This is a genomic window from Mycoplasma bradburyae (assembly GCF_024338845.1).
Classification (GTDB): domain Bacteria; phylum Bacillota_I; class Bacilli_A; order Mycoplasmatales; family Mycoplasmoidaceae; genus Mycoplasmoides; species Mycoplasmoides bradburyae.
In genome coordinates, this window is the sequence record NZ_CP101414.1 from 574805 (window position 1) to 594840 (window position 20036).

Below are 20036 nucleotides of genomic sequence, written 5' to 3' on the forward strand. Positions count from 1 at the left end.
TCTTCTTCTTCTTCTTCTTCTTCTTCTTCTTCTAGAAACAAAGGGTTTTGATAAAAAAAATTGATATTTATTTTAGTTAATAAATAAAAAGCAAGAAAGTTAGCTTCTTGCTTTTTATAATATTAAATTTTGATTTTTAAAGATTGTGAAAACAATTCTATACTTATTACTAAATGATGTTTGAATAATTATTTTTATAGACTTAATTTTTGTTATTAGATTTATTAAAACCAATAAATTATATTGTTATTAAATTTTCATTTACTAATTAATGCATTTTTAATTAAATCTATTTATTTATAGTACAAGATTTTTATTGTCTAGAATTAGAAGTATTTGCTTTATTTTCATACGCAAAAGTTACAAATGTTATTCTAGGTAAGAAATTGTAATCATTAGAACCTGTTTTAATGCCAACCATGAATAGGTAATTATTTGTTTTCATAGAATCCAGTTCATATTTTTGTTGATTATCGCTGTTGGTTATTTTTGCTATTGCATTACCCATTCCTACTTTATTCTTTTCATTATCTCATTGAGAACTTAAATTTAAACTATCCAATAAGCTATATCAAGATTTTAATTTTTCATTCATATTTCTATCACCAGTCATCTTTAAAAATTCATTGATGTTATTCCCTTCTGGACGGATATCAGTGAATATTGAAGGATCAACAAATGATGACATCGCTTTTTGCATTTGGCTTCCACTATTATGTGTTGAAGCTTGATTGTCTTGATTATTTATTTTCTTTACATAAACATTGTAATCATATGCGTTTGTTACAGTTAATGCGCTACCAAAATAAAGATTAACAACGACTCTATATTTTTCAATTTTAGAACTTCCATCATAATTTAAACCTAAAGGATGAAATATTCACATTTTATCTTTAATTTTTAAACCAAGATCTCCGCCATCTAGTTGAGTATATTTACTTGGAACTTTTATTGAAGTGCCGTTTGTTTCTGTTCCAACTTCAGATACATCTTCTTCTTTTGTTTTAATCAGTTTTGATATTTTATATCCTGCAAAAATATTAATAGAACTATTCTTTCTATTAATATTTTCCATATCCCCAAATAAAACCTGAACTACAACATCTGAAGGTTTTACATTAGCTAAAACAATTTTATCGAATTCGATATCTATTCTAGTGTTTTGTTGATTATCTTCAACTGAAGAACCTGTTATCTTAAGTTTTTCTCCACTAGAAGAAGTTAGGATAAGTTCTGCTGAATCATTAGCTTTTCTAATACTTTCAAATTTAACTTTTCCTTCTAATGAAAGCATAAGATTAGAAGTAATATTTGAACTAGCTACCTTGTTTTTAAATAATTCTTTAACTAATAAAGAATTACTATCAATTACTAGTGGTTTAGCATCATTGATATATTCATCACTATTATCATTAGATTCTGCTAAACTAATAGATGAATTTCGTTGATTGGCCATCATATTAGATGAACTATCAACCATTGAAGAATTAGAACCTAGTAATTCTTCTAAGGTTTTCCATCCACTATCACCTAAGTTTAATAACTTTATAGATTGTTTAGATCCATCTTGGTTTGTTATCTCTTCAGTAGATAACAATGCAGATCTAACTGAATTAGCTAATGATTTAAAACCATCAATAGTAATAGGATTAGAAGTAACAGAATCATTATCTTTGTTGAATTTGATTTTGATCTGAATACTATCGTTATTTTGATTTGAATCTTGAGGATTAGAGACTAGTTCTAAAACTACTTCTCATCCTTCTAGGATAGGATTAGTTTCTATTTCTTTTTTCAGTTTGATATTTTCTTTTTTAACTTCGTTAGCTTTAATATTAGCTTTATCTATTTCATTTTTAGAATTATCAACTATTACAAAACTATCAGGCGTTAGGGAATTAGCCAACATTTCGACTTCTGTTTTAGCGTTTTTATTTGTAGTGGTTTTATCTGAATCACTACCACTTTGCCCATCTAGAGATTTAGAAGGTTCTGTTTTAGAACAACTAGCTATAGCTAGTCCAACAAATGAACCTACACCCATTAAACTTAGAAATTTTAAAAAGTTTTTTATCTTCACTTAGACTAAAAATTTATCAAGAAAGATTTGTAGATTTCTATCTACGAATCTTTCTTGTAACTAATATATAAATCAAACAATTAACAAATCAATGGTTGAATTATTTAATTGAACTAATCAAATAATTCAACATATACCGATTAAGAGTTATTAATAATTTTATAAGCTTATTTAGTAATAACTCTTAAATTTATCTTATTTGAAACATTCTAAATTATATTTAATAAAATCAGATTTTGATAAAAAAATTAAATTTTTTTAATCACGTTTTTTGATCGTTCTTATAAAAGTATTAAAAACATTGAATAATAGGTTGTATTTTTTATCAAGTATTGAATAGAAAATATTACTACTTACTAAGTTTTATCTAATTAATTAAATCACCCAACTAAAGCAAGATATATCTAAACAATTAAATTCATTAATTAAAAATATATCAATACCTATTTAATGATTTATCTAAAATTATTATGATAAAAATAAACAATTAACTAATAAGAAAAATCCCAACTAAGAAGATTCTTTATAGTTGGGATTTTATATTATGATTTGTGTTTAGCTAAATATTGTTTTCAAGTATCTTGATATAAAGGTAATACAGTAAATGATTTAATTGATTTAGGTTTATTAGCATAGAATGAGTCAGTGTAATAACCAACAGCATAAGTGCTAATTGGTACAACCTTAGCTCTAATTAATGAACCACCGTTTAGATCTTCTTCTTGGTCACCATAGTTATTATTACAGAAGTAAATATAATCTACATTCCCATTAGCATCAAATTCTGCTCCTCAAATAGACATCGCGTGACCTGGGTATGAGAATCCTACTGCTTTCTTATTTAAGAAAGCATCTTTTAAGACATCGTTAAAGCGATTAAAGCTTAAACCGTTATAGTCTTCTGTTACATCGTTTGATCGACCTCTAGTTTCTCTATTAGGCTTAGGAGTAAATACATCTTTGAAGTATCCTCCTTTATTTTCATCAATATCTACTAAAAGACCAGATGATCTAGGTTTTCAACCTGATACAAATCAGTTAATTCCGTCATTGATAAATCCACCACGGTCGCTTCAAGCATCACTAAATCTTTGGAAGATCTGGCTTCTACCTTCTTTATTATCATTCTGAATAGATTGACGTTCTGGATAATAAGTTGGAACATTTTTAGATCATTCTGAAGTAGAATTAAGTTTGAAATAAGCATCAATATATTGCTTATTATTGTTAATTCATCAGTGCAATAGATTAGAAGCAGAAGCAGCTCAACATAAGTTGAAATCACGATATTGATCTTCAACTAAAGCAATTTTATTAACATCATATCAACCATATGTCTTATCATAAGGTAATCTGGCTACATCATTTCTAACAATTCATTTTTTCTCAGGATCGTTTTTAAATCCAGGAGCATCCACCCCATAAACAAACATTGTTTTGTTAGCAAAATTAAATTGTTTAGGGTCGCGGTATTCACTGTTTTCTGCTCTTGGGATGTATGTTATACTTTCTTCTTCTCTTGGTTGAGAATTGGTTGATGATCCACCATAAACACTAGTAGGTTGAGCATCTCTTAATTGTTGAACTTTAGTTCATAAATTATTAATTAAAGTATGTTCTTTAGCTAATATTTCTTTAATAGATGGAAGAAGTTTGTCTATTGTTTTCTTAGCTTCACTAATCGCTCTATAATCAGAAGCTTGAACTGTATCTAGAGTTAGATTTAAAACATTATAGTTATCTTGCTTAAATCATTGAGCACTTTGAGAGTCACGATAGAAAACACCTTGATTTATTCTTTGTTTATAAATATCATCCTTAATCTTATCTAATTTTTGTTTCTTAGATAAAAACTCTTGTTTTTTCTCAGCGCTAAAAGTTTCATATTCAGCTAATGCTGTTATCACTTTGATTTCATCTTCATTCGTATAACTAGGTTTAGTTAATACATCACGATATTTATTATCAAAATCTGGTAAGTTTTTTTCTAACTCATTTAATCTAGCTTTTAATTGATCAAGTTTAGCTTTAATTGATGCTAAACTTGATTTAACTTCACTAGGCAATGAGTTTCATTTTTTTAAAGCAGCATTAATATCATAACTAGAATCTAAAACTTGATCATCCTGAGTTTTATCAATATTCATTAAATCTTTTGTTAGATCGTTAAATAGTTTTAGATTATCTTCACTGCTTAATGCGTTATCTTGATTATTATTGTTGTTATTATTAAATGAATTAGTGTTTGTATCTTGATTGCTATTATCTAAAGTTGTTGAACCTAAAGAGCTATTATTATTGCTGTTGTTGCTATCTAAGTTGGCATTATTAGAAACTTCATTAGATGAATTATTATCACCTGAACTAGATCCATTTTCACTAGTACCATTTTGATGATCGGAGTTATTACTATCAATACTTCGTTTATCAGTCAATGCTTTGGTAATAGCTTTTTCAAGGATACCAATCGCTCTTCTAAGATCACTAATTGTAGATTGATCATTATTATAGATCTGTTTAGCTTGATTAAAAGCTTCACGCAATTCAACAACAATTACATTGTATTTAGGTTGATCGTATTTGCTTAATTCAACTTCTTGATCATCTAAAATCAAACTTAGAGTTTGTTTTTCTAGTTGATAGTTTACATCGTTAGAATAGTTCTTACAAGAAGTAAGTAAGGCTGCTGGAGTTATTAAAGTTCCAAATAGGCTAAATAATAGTTTAGATTTCTTAATATTCATTGTTAATAATCTTAAGTTTTATTTATTAATCTAGGGGTGATTATTTAGTGTTAATAAAAAAATTAATACAAGGAAATATAAATATTCATGTATTAATTTATAAATTCAATCTTAATCTATTCAATCTTTATCTAATAATTAGAAATTAAATTTTAAGGATTTCCATTTTAATGTTATGGTTGGGTGACAATATTGGGTATAGTGTTTTATCTTAATTAATATTGTTTTCTAATAACTGAGAAAAATTAATAATACAAGGATATAGAAAAATCCTTAAGCGAAAGGTTTGCTTAAGGATTTTTGTATTTAATAAGCTATTTAATTTCGTATTGATAAATCGAATCAGAATCATTATCTTCAGCTTTACGAGCTATTATCAAGATTCTTTTTTCTTCTCTTCTAGGGAATAGTTTTTCATAATTATCAAATAGATAATTAGAAACATCATCAACAAATACGGTTTCTAATTTAGTTATTAGATCTCTACCGCCTAACATCTTATCCCTAATTTTTATTACTCTAGATTTAATATCATCACGAGTTTTATCGTCAATTGAAACAGTTAGATTCCATTTGTTTTCAATCGTATTCAAAACATTATTTAATTTGATATTAATAATATTTTGTTCAGATGATTCATCTAATGGTAAGAATGGGATGATGTTTTTAATACCAATTCTGTTCAGGATCTCTGGGCGTTTTAATTCATTAACAAAGTAGTTAATAACTGCTTTTTTAAAGTGTTTCTTAGTTTCTTCTAAACTAAATTCAGTTTTAAAGTCCTTAGCTCCAATATTTGAAGTAAAGATAATAAATGTTTCTGAAAAATCAACTGTTTCTCCCTTAGATGAAGTTAATCTTCCGTCTTCTAGAATCTGCAAGAACTTATCAAAGATCTTGTTGTGTGCTTTCTCGATCTCATCAAATAATAAGATACTAAAAGGTTTTTTAAGGATCGCATTAGTTAATTGCCCACCAGCTTCATAACCAACATACCCAGGAGGCGCACCAATTAGTTTTTGATCTGATTCTTCATGGTTATATTCTGACATATCAAAACGAACAATATTTTTTTCGTCACCAAAAACAAATTCGTTTAATGCTTTAGCCATTTCAGTTTTACCAACCCCTGTAGGACCAGCAAAGAATAAAACACCTCTAGGCTTAGATTGGTTTTCACTAGAATTAGCAGCACCTTGTAGCCCTACTAGAGATCGCACTAATGATGTTTTAATAGCGTTAATAGCATCATCTTGACCGACTACTCTTTCTTTAAATAGACTATCTAGATTTTTAATCTTAGAATAATCTAGTTTTTCTCATTCTGAGTCTTTTTTATCAAAATGAGATAGACGATATAGCGACTTAAAGTTCTTAAAATCAACATCTTTATATTCATCTAAATATAGTAGTTTGATGATTTGTAAGATTTCTCTGAAGGAATTCCCATCAGTTAAAGTAGCTGCTTGGTTTAAGACTTCTTGATCTTTTAGATCAATTGATTTATTAGGTAAAGTAACAGTTAATCCTAAGTGTTCAAGAAAATTATAACGTTCTTGAAAGTTTGGTTTTTGGATATTTAAACTAACAACTTCTGGATTGTTTAAAAAGTTTATTGAGTTAAAGATCTCTTGATTATTCATAACAATAATCAATTTGTTCTTTCTTAATAAATAATGTCTAGTTGAATCATTTAAAAAGATAGTAAACATCTCAATAATCATAGCGATTTCATCGCTATTAAGTCTAGATTTGCTATCAAAGATAAATTCTGAAAAATCAATTATATAAGCTTGTGATTCTTCTTTAAGTTTGTTAAGTCTTGTTTGAAGATTATCTCTAATGTTATTCTTACATCTTTTTATGAAGTCTTCAAAATTTGGTTCATCTGTTTGTGCGTCTTCTACAGAAAAATCACTAACAGAAGGTTCAGATGCTTCATCATCTAATTCAGTTGCGATCTCACCATTTATAACTTTTTTATTACCTAAAAACGGTGAATAATAATAGATTTGTTTGTAATCTAAATCATGTAATAAATAAGTAAGATAATTAACAAATGATGCACATCTAACACCATCATTTTTTTCAAACTTAATTCCTAAATTCTCATTAAGAATAATATCTTTAGTATTACCTTTTAAAATTACGATGTTTTTTGTAGTTAATTTAATTTTTAACTGATCAAAAATATTGTTTTTAAATGACATAGATTATTGTTTTTCTTTGTGTTTAGTTTTTTGTTTTTCCATTGCTTTATATTTAGGTTTAACATTATGGAATTCTCTGATAAGATTTTTACTTAATACCTTAGCGTTATTTTTATTTAGGTAATCAACGATAAAGTTAGATGTTTTTTCACAACAATGACGCTCGTAATCACCAATCTTATACATCACATTAAGTGATTCGCTAATAGTCATAACAAATGACTCTTTTAGTTTATTCTTGAATTCATATTGAACCTTTAATTCACCTTCTTCTGATATCAAGAAGATGGGCTGAGCAATTTGTTGATAACCTTCATTTAAATTTTTAAGGGCAGCATAGATTTTATTAGCTAAACCTTTGATTCTATCTAATGCATTCTTTTTACTTCAGATATAAGCTTTAAAGTCTATTAACTCCAAATTAGTAGATACTTGAATTGTTAGTTCATACAAAATTTTTCTTAATTTTTCATCATTAGGAAATGCATTACTTAATAATTTAAGACAATCTATTTTGAATTTTTGTCTAGATTCTAATGATGCTTCACGATTTATTAATTCATCTATTTTTTCACAAACAGAACTTTCATTAATCGCTTGATTATCATTATTTAGTGAATCAATTGCTTCAAAAACTAAATCACCGTATTTTTCTGATAATTCTATTAGATTAATAGAATTAATATCGCTACTTTTTATTTTAGCTAGTTGGTTTTCTAATTGATCAGAAAAAGAAAATAGTAAAGCAATTTTCTTATCTATGCTAGATGTCAATTTTTGGATATCATATTCTGGATTATCTCAATTAACAACAAATCTATTCGCATTAATAGAATCAAGTAATTTATTGTTTTCTTCTAGACGATGTTCAATTTCGTCTAACAATTGTTGTTTTGTTGTATTTTTCTTAAGATCTAAAAGTAAATCATTAAGACGAGTACAAGAATTTAATAATTCTTGACGTTCATCTTCATTTTGAATATGTAAAACAGCAGAATGTGACATAGTAAAATTATTATTTCTTATTACTGAATAATCTTTCAGAATATTCTTTAAATTCTTTTATTTTTTCGATATTTTCTAAATCGTCAGATTTACGATCCCAGTCATGACGATATCTGTTCATAATCTTATGAATTTCAGATATTCAATCTATTTTTTCTTGCTTTTCCTCAACGTTAAGCATTTTTAAAATCTTCTTTATATTATCTTGATGAAACTTAGGTTCGCCATTCATACGTAATTTTCTTCAATTACTTTCTCAAATATCTCTAGTTTGATTAGCTAGATCACGTAAGTATTGAGAACCTAGCTCTAAGTTTTTCGTTTTTTCTTGATTAATCATTTCTTCTAATTTTTTTATGCCTGGATCAGTATTTAGTAATATGTTTTTCTTTTTAAGTCCTAGTAATTTATCGATTTCTTTAATAACCCCATTTCTACTTGAGTAATGGTTATCAGCATTTTCGTTATCATTATTAATTTTTTCTAGTTCTTCTTTTTGTTTAAGAATATCCTTTTTAAAATCATTGTAATTTTTATAAATTTCAAGATACTTTATTCCTGAATTTGGATTATTATCCTGATAGATTTCATTTTTGAAAATTTCAATTAGATTTATGAATGTTTTTTTATTATCTTCTTTTTTTCTATTATCTGAATTTAAATTAATATCATATTCTACTGATACTCAGTCAATATTTTCATAAACTTTTTTACTTAAATTGCGTTCAAGTTTTGAAAGTTCATCTATTAATCTAAAATGTTCAATTCTTAGAAACTGAACAGAGAAAAAATTATTTGAAATAATTTTTTCAATCAGTTTTTTAGTTAAATCTTTATCATTTAAACTAATTTCGTTAAATAAAGTTATGTCATCTTTGTTTAATAAATTCTTTTCATTTGTTGATGATAAATAGTGATATGAATACAACTTTTTTTGATGGTTACTAAAAATACTATTCTTACCTAAAATATCATCTTTATTTAAATGTTTAAAGATCTCTTGGGTAATTTCATCATCATTTAATTCTTGAACGTTTTTTAATTTAATGTTGTAAGTTTTTTGGTCATTATTTTTGTTTCCGATCAAGAAAGAAACATTAATTTCATCGTTAATAATTTTGTATATTTTGTTATCAAACGCAATATATTTAGTATTAAACAATTCAATTGATTTATTGCTTGATATTTTTTTATTTAATTCTTCTATTTGATTGAAGAAATCAGTTGTTTCTTCGGTTAAATTAGATTTTTTATTTGATGAATTATTTGCTTGTAAATCATTATTCAATTCGATGAACATACCTTTAAATAATGATTTGAAGAAATTAATTAAATAACTTTCGCTTTTATCTTGTTGCAATCATTTAATAACTTTATCATCATGATGGTCATTAAATGCTAGTTTTATTAAATTGTTTTCAACTTCTTTTACTATCTTAGGCGCTTTTAAATTGTAGCTATAATCAACAAGATCAGATTTGAAGCATTTAAAATCAACAACCGATTTATTTTCTTTATTGACTTTTTCTTTTTCTATATCTTCATCAATCAACCTACACTTTTCGATAAGTTCATCTCTTGATTCGTTATCTAATATCGTATCATCCATGCTTTTTTGATTTGAATTACCGTTAGTTGTTAAATTAACATCTCCAACAAAACGAGATTGTATAAGTTGTCTATTTTTGAAATTTTTTCTATCAATAAATCTGTAGAACTCATTGTTATTAAATTTATCTTTTATTCATTTGTTGATTTGAATGTCAGCTATTATGATTTTTTCAAATTCTTTTTGAGTGATCTTTCTTGCTTCAGTTTTAGATGAATTATCATCTTTTTTAGAGAACATTTCATCTCATAAAGAAATTACTTTATCCCTTAACAATTCGTTAAAGATATCTAATACCAATCCAATAAATTGATCATTGATGTTGTATTTTTCTTTAAACTTTTCTCAGAATAATTCTGAATAATTTTTCTTCTCTAATCCATAAATTAAATTTAGAATTAAAAATTCTAATGGTTTTAATTTAATTGGTGAAGCTTCATCGTATTCATAACTATTCTTAATATATGGAATGATTATTTTAATTTCTTTGTTTTTAGTTTGATTCATAAATTATATTCCCTACTTTATTTGATATATTTTGACGATTACTTTGACAATGAATGTGGTAATCAAGTATTAAACGTTTTTCTTTAAAGCTTTCAGCATCATCTTGATAGTACTCAAAAGCACCTACTAGCACTAAAGTATATTTAGCTCTTGAAGCAGCAACGTTAATTCTTTCTTCGCTAGATAAGAAATCTAAATTTCTCTTTTTATCCTTAACTGTAACTGTGTTTGTTTCTTTATCTTTACAGTGTTTTGCACGAATAAAATCCACTAGGACGATTTCTTTTTCTCTTCCTTGGAAGTTGTCGATTGTATCAACTTTGATCTTGTATTTTTTAATTAGATCATCTTTGCTTAATAATTCTCTTACAATCTTTGTTTGGTTTCTAGTTAAACAAATTACACCTATTTTATCTTTAAGGTCTTTATCTTTGTTTTCTTCAATTAATTTCTTAATTAAAATACAAATGATTTCAGCGTTATATTGATTAAATAACCCTGGAGATTGGTTTAAATGTTTTTCAATTTTACTTAACTTAGTACCAACCACTTTTTTCTGGTCGAAACTATAGTAATCAGAATAATCACTAATATTATTATCTGCTAGGAATTTTTCTGATTTTTGAGATGTATCAATTAAATAAACATTTTTTTGTTCATTTAATAATCTGTATTTTCGTTGGTCATCAATACAGTTTACAAGTGTTTCATCACCTTTATAGAAGTTATTAACAAGATCTCTGATTGGTTCAACACATCTATGTTGTTCTGTTAAGAATGTGTAATTAGTGTTATTTACCCTAGATTCTTTTTGGAATTTCAGAATACTAAGCTTATACAATGGTGTGTTTAAAACAAGGTTGATTATTTCAGAAGGATTCATTCGTGATAAATTAATTTTGAATTTATCTGCATATTCAGATATACGCATTCAAATTTCTTTTACACGTTCTGTACGTTCTATAAATTTCGCATCAGAATCATTCGCATCATCATATGAATCATCATGATATTGTTGATTGCTCGCATCGTTTAAAACTTCTCTCATTGTTTTTTCATCGAATGCTTTATCAATGAGAATATTACTAATTTGTTGATTAGGTGGTAACTGTTTATAGTCTCCACATAAAATTAAACGATTAGATGCATTTAATTTGAAAATGATTTCTGGTGTATTAGATTTAGATACCTCATCAATGATTGTTGTATCAATAGGGTATTCTCATAAGGTATTTTTTCTTTTATTACCGATTATTATATCTAAATCAGCAGTAGTTGTCATCCCGATAACATTAATTAAATTATTATCGAAAACATAATTTTTAAATTTAGTTTCTTCACTACTATAGCTAGGTTTTATTTCTTCTCTTTTTTCGAATTGTTTATTGTGATCATTTTCACTGAAATAAGTATTTAGTTTATCTTCGAATTCGTTGTTGTCATTTTTATTTGAAAAATTTTGTGATATTCAAGTGACAAAATCATAAATTCTAAAGAACGATACTCCATATCTTTCAGCTATCATTTTTAATGATTTGTTAATTTCTTCTTCATCATAAATATCTTTTATTTTATCAATTAGATCAAATGCTTGATCAGGATCAGAAATATATTTAGAACAATATCTCTCCCATTTTTTGTTTCATGATCTTTCATCTAGACTTTCGTTAATGAAATTTTTTATTTCTTTATCTATATATTCTTTTAGATCGTATTGTTTAGTTTTTCAATTGTAGTTATTAACAGAGTAGAAATCTAATCCGTCTTTTCCTCAATAATTTTTTACTAGTAAATCTACACCATCAAAAGGAGCTAAGCGACATATATTATCGTAATCATCTTCTTTTACGTCTTTGAAATAATTGATTAATTTTTTGTGTTTTTGCTTGATTTCAGCAATTACATCTTTTTCATCATCATGATTAACAAATGCCTTAATTTTATTTAGGAAATGAATGTATAAATGTTCTTCGGTATATTGATTATCATCTATTTTATTTGAGTTAGATTTTTTATAAATAAGGATATTAGGGTTTGTATTATATACTTGGTGAATTCTATCTAAACAGTTACTAATAGCTTCATGTGTAGATGAAGTAATTATTGTATTTTTTCTATTTAACGCTAGGTAAGAAACTATAGATGAAATACATTGTGTTTTACCTGTGCCAGGAGGTCCTTGTAAGAAGTAAAGTGAATTCGAACTAATAGATTCTCTAAAAGCATTTTTTTGATTTTCATTTAATCTGAATTTATTAATGATCGATTCTTCTAATTCTCTATCAATGTGATCGTGTGTTCTACTTTGAATATTGCTTGTAAATAAAGAATAAGAAATGAAAGGATTATTTGAAAATCCATTTTTAACTGCATAGCATCCTGATCTAAATCTTTTAACCATTATCATTTCAGCGAATAGATCATCTATGATTGGTTTTCTAAATGCAGTGTTTAAATTATTTGTTGAAATTTCTAAATCTGAACGAATGTCAAAAATATCGAATTCTTCGTCATCGTCACTACTAGAATCCAATCTTTTACCTATCTTATTGTTGCTTTGAATAGATTTTATATGGTAAATATACTTATATTTTTCTTCTAAATTTTTTAGTTCTTTATTTAAATAATTCTTAATTTTTTCGTTCGTTTCTTTGTTTTTTTCAATCTCTTTTTTAAGATCCTCAACTTTCTTTTGGCATTGATTTTCTTCTTCGCGTTTTTCAATTCTATCCTTAACAAATAAAGTTAGCTTAGCTTCATTATTTTTTATCTCTTCTTTAGCCTTGACTACATTATTTTGACATGTATTTTTTTGTGTAATAGATTGTTTAATTTTATTTTCAATTTCAGAAATATTTTTAGGATCTGTTAATTTAGTTCTATCCTTATTTTTAGATAATGAAATTAATTCATCATTTCATTGCTTATTATTTTTGTCGCAAGATTTTATTGTTTTTTCTCAAGTTTCAATAAGCGATTTTTTATCTTTGATTATTTCTTTTAATTTATCTATTTTATTTGATAATTCAGTAATTGAATTACTAAATGAATGAGAACCATAAAGTCTTTCCTCTTCGTCTTTAATATTAGAATCAATTTCTGATATTTTATGGTTGGTAGCATCAATAATTTTTTCTAAATCTAACTTAACATTATTAAAGGTTGTTTCTGATTTAATAAAGTTAATTCTGCATTTAATAGAATTCTCTAAATCGTTATTGTCGATATCTTTTGGAATAATAAAACTATTTTTATTTTGTTCGTTGTCTAATTTGATTTTACTTAACACTAAGATATTATTATCGTGTTTATTTCCGAATTTCAAATCATCAAAACTAGAAATTCTAATTTTGTTTAACGATTTATTTATGATGACAATATCATCTTCATTTTTATCAACATTATTTTTATTATTTTTTAAATCATTAGTTAAAAATTGAATAATATCAAAAATTAGCGAGAATGGGATAATTTTATTTTCATTTGTAAATATTCCAGTTTTTAAAGTTTCCTCAAAGTCAGAACTAGTCTTTTCTTTATTAACTAATTTAACTCTTGATAATTGTTTGCAGTATTTATTTGTTTTTAGATTAGTATCGGTAAAGCAATTAAATGTAATAGTTTTAAGTCATGCTCTACTTACATTATTTCCTTTATTATAGTTACCACTATTTTGTCGATTTTTTTCGAAGCCAAATATTATGGTGTTATATTTTTCATTTTTTGAACCAATCTCACCACCGAATGCAGTAATGTAAAAAACTGAAGCACTAGGCTTTATAAGGTAATATTTTTCAGCTGATTCAAATATTTTTTGTAGTTCTTTAAGTTTTTCATTTAATTGAGACTTATTAAATCTGTTGAAATATTTCTTTAATTGAAATTGAGCGATGTTTTTAAGGTTGTATTCTCTTTTATTTAATTCATCTAAACTAATATTACACAATCTAGTTATGTTAAATTCATCATCCTTGTTAGTTACAAAATCAGAAGATGATAAAAATTCTCCATTTAAACAAGGAATTTCGAGTGTTATATCCGAAAAGTTTCCATTGTCGTTACCATAATTGTTGTGATTATTGTTATTATTATCCCTGTAGTTATTGTTGCTATAGCTTTCAGAATAAAATCTTGATTTTTTATTAAAAGATGGGTTATTTACAGAGTTATATTGATAAGAAAAACTTTGACTAGAGTTTAGTCTATTAAATTTATTCATAGTATGTTTCTTGTTAATATAAAAAATTATCAAAATATGATTTTTTAAATCATTAAATTGATATATCCTCTTTGGTTAGGAGAGGAAGGGGGTTAGTTATCACTTTATAAGATTATACAACTTTTTTATTTTAAAAAAAATTCATTTTTAAGGTACTCCTCGAATAACAAACTTTTCGGAGATATTTTTTATATCCAAATTCAGCTACAGGTTCAAGAAAAAAGTAGTGGAGACATGTTTAAAACAAAGTTTGAAATAATACCAAACAACAAATAGATTTAACTTAAAATCGATATTGTTAATAAATATCTGGATAAATATCTACAAAAGATTAAGTGTTGATTACCTAAGAAGCAAACAAATACATTACCCGTTCATTCGATAAAGAACTACATATAGAAAAACTTATATTTAATAGTAAATACCACCTACCAAGAGTTATCCCTAAAGTATAGAATTCCTAGTTTATCAACCATTTATCAATGAGTTAATCGTTTTACTAGGTAAGAACTACAAGGATTACTTGAAGGTAAGCGCGTTAAAAAATGCACTTTTAAAAAAATCTGAAAACAAGAAAAGAAAATCAATTCGATGAATTAAATGAGAAAGATTTTCAGATCTGTCTGACAAAGAAGTAATTGAATTTTATAAGAAAAAACTTTATAAACTAGATTGGAAATAGACTATTCAAAAGTCTTAAGGAGATTGAGAAAAGATGCTATGCAAAAAGAAAACGAGAAAAGGTACTTAGCATTGTTGATCTCCAAAAAAGATACAAATTAAAATACCTTCTTTCGATTTCTAACCTAACAAAATCTGCTTATTTTTATTGAAAAAATAGTGAAAATAAACCTAATAGAAAAGGAAGAATAGAGCAAAATATCTAAAAATACGCGCTAATCATAAGGGCTATAGTTATAAAAGGAAATGCGCAGAATTAAGAAACAACGGCTAATCAATAAACAAAAAGAAGATTTAGCGAATAGTTCAAAAACTTGGACTAGAAGTAACAACTTTTAGTAGAAAAAGTTGTAAATATTATTCATATAAAGGTAATGTTGAAAAAATTGCGCCTAACAGAATTAATAGACGTTTTTCAACAGGCATTCTTCATCAAAAAATAGCAATAGACACAACACAATTCAAGTATTATGAAATAAATTTAAAGAGTAATAAAATCATTCAAAAACTATATTTAAATCCATTTATCGATATGTGTAATGGTGAAATTATTAGTTATTCAATTAGTAAACAACCTTCTTCAGAGAACATAATGAATGCATTAAACAAGGCGATTAAGTTTACTTCAGATTACCCTTATCACAGAACCTTTCATTCAGATTAAAGTTGTTCATATCAGATGAAGAGACATTCTGAGAAATTGAAAAAACCAGGATTTTGAAGGGTTGTTTAAAAAAGGTAATTGTTTAGATAATGCTGTTATAGAGAATTTTTTGCTATTCTCAAGCAAGAAATTTATTACGGTAGAACCTACAACAGTTATTCAAAAATAAAAGGAGCTATAGATAAATATATTAAATATTGCAATGAAGATAAAATAAAACACAGACTCAGATTTAAAAATCCTGTTTAGTATATAAACAATTTAATTACTAAACAAAAAAATAGCAGCACTTGAGACGTCGCATTAGGCCTGTGTTTTTGAGGCGCCTTTATAAATATAAAAATTTATAATATTATTCAATAATAAAGATAGAAAATGAAATTAAGTATTAAAAAAATATTAGTTAACGGCTTGCTAATGTTAACATTAGCAGGACCGACGTTATCATTATCATCATGTAAAAAAGAAAATGATGGAATGATAACCCCCCCCGAAGGATTCTGATGGTAATAAATCAGGTACTAATGAAAATAAACCTGTTGAAATAAACGACAAGTTAATAATTAACTCTAGCGCGGACAAAATCAAGCCGGTTCAAGAAGATGCTGTTCAAATTGACACATCATTAGATGTTTCTAAAAAAGAAGATACCCAAACCGAAAAAACGCCTAGACAAATGGCTATTGAAAAAATTCAGCAATTAATTCAAAAAGTAAATGCAATAGCTGAAAAAAAGGGTGTTAATAAAATATTGGTTAAAGCAGCTAAGAAATCTGCCATAGCAGCAGCAAACAGTCAATTAAATAAATTAAAAAAATTATCAGACGAACAATACGCGAAAAAGAAATCTAATTCTGATACTGAATATAACGCTTTTTTAGCTACAATAAAACCGATACTAGCAAAAGTTATGATTGACTTTGATAAAGTTATAAATGTCGTAGAAGACAAAGTAACAGATGTAGTTGAGAAATTTACAGAAGAAAGAAAAACCAAATCATTTATAAAGAAAATGGAAGGTTTTAAAGCAGAAATAGTTGATAATTCTGTTAAGAAAACTATTGATGATAATATAGCTTGATTAACTACAGAATTAGAAAATACTAAAAAAGAAAGTGATGCTAACGAAAAGCTAAAGAAATATAACGCTGAAGATGGTACAGGTAAGTTTTATAACAAATTCACAGAAACTAAAAACTTATACGAAAACGAATTAAGAAAAAGAATAGCTTTTGCAAACAGAATAGAATCATCTAAATCAGAATTCGATAGCACTCAGGCACCAGCTACATTTAACTGATCAAATACAGAACAAAACTTCAAATTATTTGAATTAAGTTCTAAAATGTACGATGATATCACTGCCGGAGAATTCTTTGAACAAACTGAAGATAATCCTTCATACGATACAGTTATTGATACCGAAGAAGTAAAGGGATTAATAACTAAATACAAGAATAAGTTTAAAACTGAAATCGATGCAGGTCGCGGATTATTAAGTGAAGATAAAGCTGCTATGGTTGCTATTGAAGATGTTGATGTAACCACATTACAACCATTAATTACATTTAATGATAACTATACAGCTAAACAAATAGCTAAATGAAACCTTTTAAGAACTAAATTACATTTACCCGCTTTACAAGACGCATCATCAACTTTAAATGCTAATGAAAAAGCTAAATTAATTCTTCAAGGTATTTTAGGATTCACTCGTATAGAATCTAATAACGCTAATGTATCTACAGTTCATAGCTATAACAAAGGAACTGACGAAGTTGTTAAAGCTCACAATTGAAATTATGGTGATATCTACTATAGTTCATTCAGCACTCCTTTAGTAAGTGATGACAATGTTGGTATTACAAGCGATTTCTTATCAACTGTATTATTCAAATCGACTCTAGGCGAAAGAAAAGCTTATAAGCAATACGGTTTAACTAGTGAAGAAAAAGTTAAGGAATGAGGTCATTTATTAGCAGCTTTAGATAAGAACGCTAAATATTACTATGGTGTAGTAATTGCTGAGGAGAGAGGAATGAACGAAACTGTACCTCTAAGAACTAATTATAAAGTTTATATAAATGATATGTTCTTTAAGAAATAATATCTTTTAACCTTCAAATATAAAAAAACAAAATATGTAAAACACAACCCATTCTAAATAGGGTTGTGTTTTTTATGTTAGTAGTAATTATTTTTTGGTTTCTTGTATTATTTAATAATAGTTTATTTTGATTAGTTTCTTATTAACTAATCATTTAAATACTTAACAATTATTCTTGTCGATTAATGCAATTAATAAACAAATAATTCAATAATAAGAATTGTATTTTTATGAAAAATATACGGTAAATATTAAAAAAATAAATATTATATAAAGCAATTATTACTAATTTAATACACAAAAAATATTAGTTAATTACTTTTTTAAATAAGAATAAATTATTGTTCAAAATTTTATAATATCTACCTAATAATATTTATGAATAAGGAATTACTAGGTCAGGTTTTTACACCCAAAACAATTGTTGATAAAATGATTAATTTAATAACTATATCTGAACCTGAACTAGTTTTAGAACCGAGTTCAGGTTCTGGTAATTTTTATTATGAACTTATAAAGAAATATAAGAATGTTATAGGCGTTGAAATTGATAAGAGTGTTGCACATAAAAATGCTGTTATTAAATCATACTTTGAAACGACTTATAAACCTGACATAATAATCGGTAATCCACCTTATGTAGATTTTAAAAATATTACGGTAAAACCGAGCAATTCTATATTAATTCATAAACCTAATTTATATCTTTATTTTCTAGAAAAAGCATTAAGCGATTTGAAAGAAAATGGCGAATTAATCTGGATAGTGCCAGCAGCAATTTTTACTACTTCTAGTTCTAATAAACTTAATGAGATTATTTATAAGAATTATTCAATAACTTACTTTGAATTGATACCTGAGAATGTTTGGGATAATGCATCAGTACCAACTGCTATAGTTAAAATAATCAAATCCAAAGATCACAAAGATAAATTAGATTATTTCTTAGCAAACGGAAAAATTATCTTTGGTAAGAAACCAAAGATAAAATCATCAATCGTTGTTAAAGTAGGTGGAGCATCTGGATTTAACTCAAAACTAAAAGAAGGTGATCTTGGTTTTGTAGTTTCAACAACTGAAAGAACAAAAGAACTTAAGAAGATCTTATATGAACCTAAGAAATGAATTAGAGCAGTTCCTAAACCTCCTAAAGAATTTACTTATCAAATTTTTGTTAATTGCAAAACAAGAAATAAGAGACCATTCTATATCTTAGATTATCAAAAAGAGTCAGAATTTATTAATTATGATGCTTCTGTTTTATCATTATTTGTTAATGTTAATAAAGATGAAACATTAAAAATAGTTAATCAATTAAATAATATGAATTGGGAATTGATGGGTATTAAAAGAGATGGAAGATTTCATTTTAGTCAAAGTATTTTAACAGCTATTTTTGAAAAATAACTATTCAATACTAGAACCAAAAACACTTTCAAATTCACTTAGAATTTGCGATCTTCTTTTTATACTCTCAAAAAAATTTGATAACAAGAAATTTTTAGCTTGTTCAAATGATCTGTTGATTATTGTTTTATTTTCGATTCATTTACATTGAAACGGTAAATTATTTCCATTTGGAGTTAAAGAATTTAATCTTCTTAATGAATTATAAAAGATATCTTCTTTATCATTTTTATTAAAAATGATAAAGAAATAATCTGATTCAGTTTGTTTCATTTCCTTATTTAAAGATTCGAAAAAACTTTTATATTGATTATGTAAGGTTGTAGATTCTTCACCAGTTAATGCAAAATATAAACCTTCTTTTGAACTTATGTTATCTGCTGATTTTTTATTAAGATCAGTTACTTTAATATTTATAGGGCAATAAAATGATTTGTCGTTGTTTTTAATTAGAATGTCGTATCAGAATCTTTCTTTAGGTTGCTTTTCAATTATTAGATTTAACTTGTTAAAAATCTCAATCTCACTATAGCGATTTAAAATAACATCTATTATCTCTTTTTCATTAATAATAGAATTAACTCTTCCATCTTCTTGAGTTTTAGATAAATTAAAATTTCACTCTTTTAATTTATTAACTAAGTTATCGACTACATGATCATAATCTTTTGTCAAAAAATTAATTTTCATACCTAAACATTCTTTATCTTTATTATATTTTCAATTATATTTTCATTTAAAAATAATTAAGTAACTATCATCAATAAATCAACCCTTATTATTAAAAAAAATGAGTCAATTAA

The 20036-nt window shown here is 25.9% G+C and carries 10 protein-coding genes; 3 read left to right on the top strand and 7 right to left on the bottom strand.

What is annotated here, in order from left to right:
- Positions 1 to 313: 313 nt before the first annotated feature.
- The 6 genes from NMG68_RS02305 to NMG68_RS02330 all read right to left on the bottom strand — a co-directional run bounded on the left by NMG68_RS02305 (position 314) and on the right by NMG68_RS02330 (position 14374).
- Positions 314 to 2044 carry a lipoprotein 17-related variable surface protein gene (locus tag NMG68_RS02305; protein WP_255034344.1) on the bottom strand — a complete coding sequence of 577 codons (1731 nt, stop codon included), beginning with the start codon at positions 2042 to 2044 and terminating at the stop codon, positions 314 to 316.
- Between the two features lie 578 nt (positions 2045 to 2622).
- The gene (locus NMG68_RS02310; RefSeq protein WP_255034345.1) at positions 2623 to 4824 is read right to left on the bottom strand and encodes an IdeS/Mac family cysteine endopeptidase; all 2202 of its coding nucleotides are present in this window, start codon (positions 4822 to 4824) and stop codon (positions 2623 to 2625) included.
- Positions 4825 to 5138: 314 nt separating this feature from the next.
- Entirely contained in the window at positions 5139 to 7034 is a 1896-nt protein-coding gene (locus tag NMG68_RS02315; RefSeq protein ID WP_255034346.1) for an AAA family ATPase, read from the bottom strand.
- A 3-nt stretch (positions 7035 to 7037) separates the two neighbouring features.
- Entirely contained in the window at positions 7038 to 8039 is a 1002-nt protein-coding gene (locus NMG68_RS02320; RefSeq protein WP_255034347.1) for a hypothetical protein, read from the bottom strand.
- Positions 8040 to 8049: 10 nt separating this feature from the next.
- The gene (locus NMG68_RS02325) at positions 8050 to 10155 is read right to left on the bottom strand and encodes a hypothetical protein (protein WP_255034348.1); all 2106 of its coding nucleotides are present in this window, start codon (positions 10153 to 10155) and stop codon (positions 8050 to 8052) included.
- Positions 10142 to 14374 carry an AAA domain-containing protein gene (locus NMG68_RS02330; protein ID WP_255034349.1) on the bottom strand — a complete coding sequence of 1411 codons (4233 nt, stop codon included), beginning with the start codon at positions 14372 to 14374 and terminating at the stop codon, positions 10142 to 10144. Before NMG68_RS02330 ends, NMG68_RS02325 begins: the two co-directional genes overlap by 14 nt.
- A gap of 1459 nt (positions 14375 to 15833) precedes the next feature.
- On the opposite strand from NMG68_RS02330, the gene NMG68_RS03930 reads away from it, so the two are divergent.
- The 3 genes from NMG68_RS03930 (at position 15834) to NMG68_RS02340 (ending at position 19233) form a co-directional block, all read left to right on the top strand.
- A complete protein-coding gene (locus NMG68_RS03930) occupies positions 15834 to 15968 on the top strand; it encodes an IS3 family transposase (protein WP_392391124.1) in 135 nt (44 codons plus the stop codon).
- 427 nt (positions 15969 to 16395) lie between these two features.
- Positions 16396 to 17826 carry a hypothetical protein gene (locus NMG68_RS02335; RefSeq protein ID WP_255034350.1) on the top strand — a complete coding sequence of 477 codons (1431 nt, stop codon included), beginning with the start codon at positions 16396 to 16398 and terminating at the stop codon, positions 17824 to 17826.
- 378 nt (positions 17827 to 18204) lie between these two features.
- The gene (locus NMG68_RS02340) at positions 18205 to 19233 is read left to right on the top strand and encodes an Eco57I restriction-modification methylase domain-containing protein (RefSeq protein ID WP_255034351.1); all 1029 of its coding nucleotides are present in this window, start codon (positions 18205 to 18207) and stop codon (positions 19231 to 19233) included.
- Here NMG68_RS02340 and NMG68_RS02345 read toward each other — a convergent pair whose 3' ends face one another.
- Complete coding sequence (locus NMG68_RS02345; protein ID WP_255034353.1) at positions 19234 to 19923, bottom strand: hypothetical protein; 690 nt, start codon at positions 19921 to 19923, stop codon at positions 19234 to 19236.
- Positions 19924 to 20036: the final 113 nt, after the last annotated feature.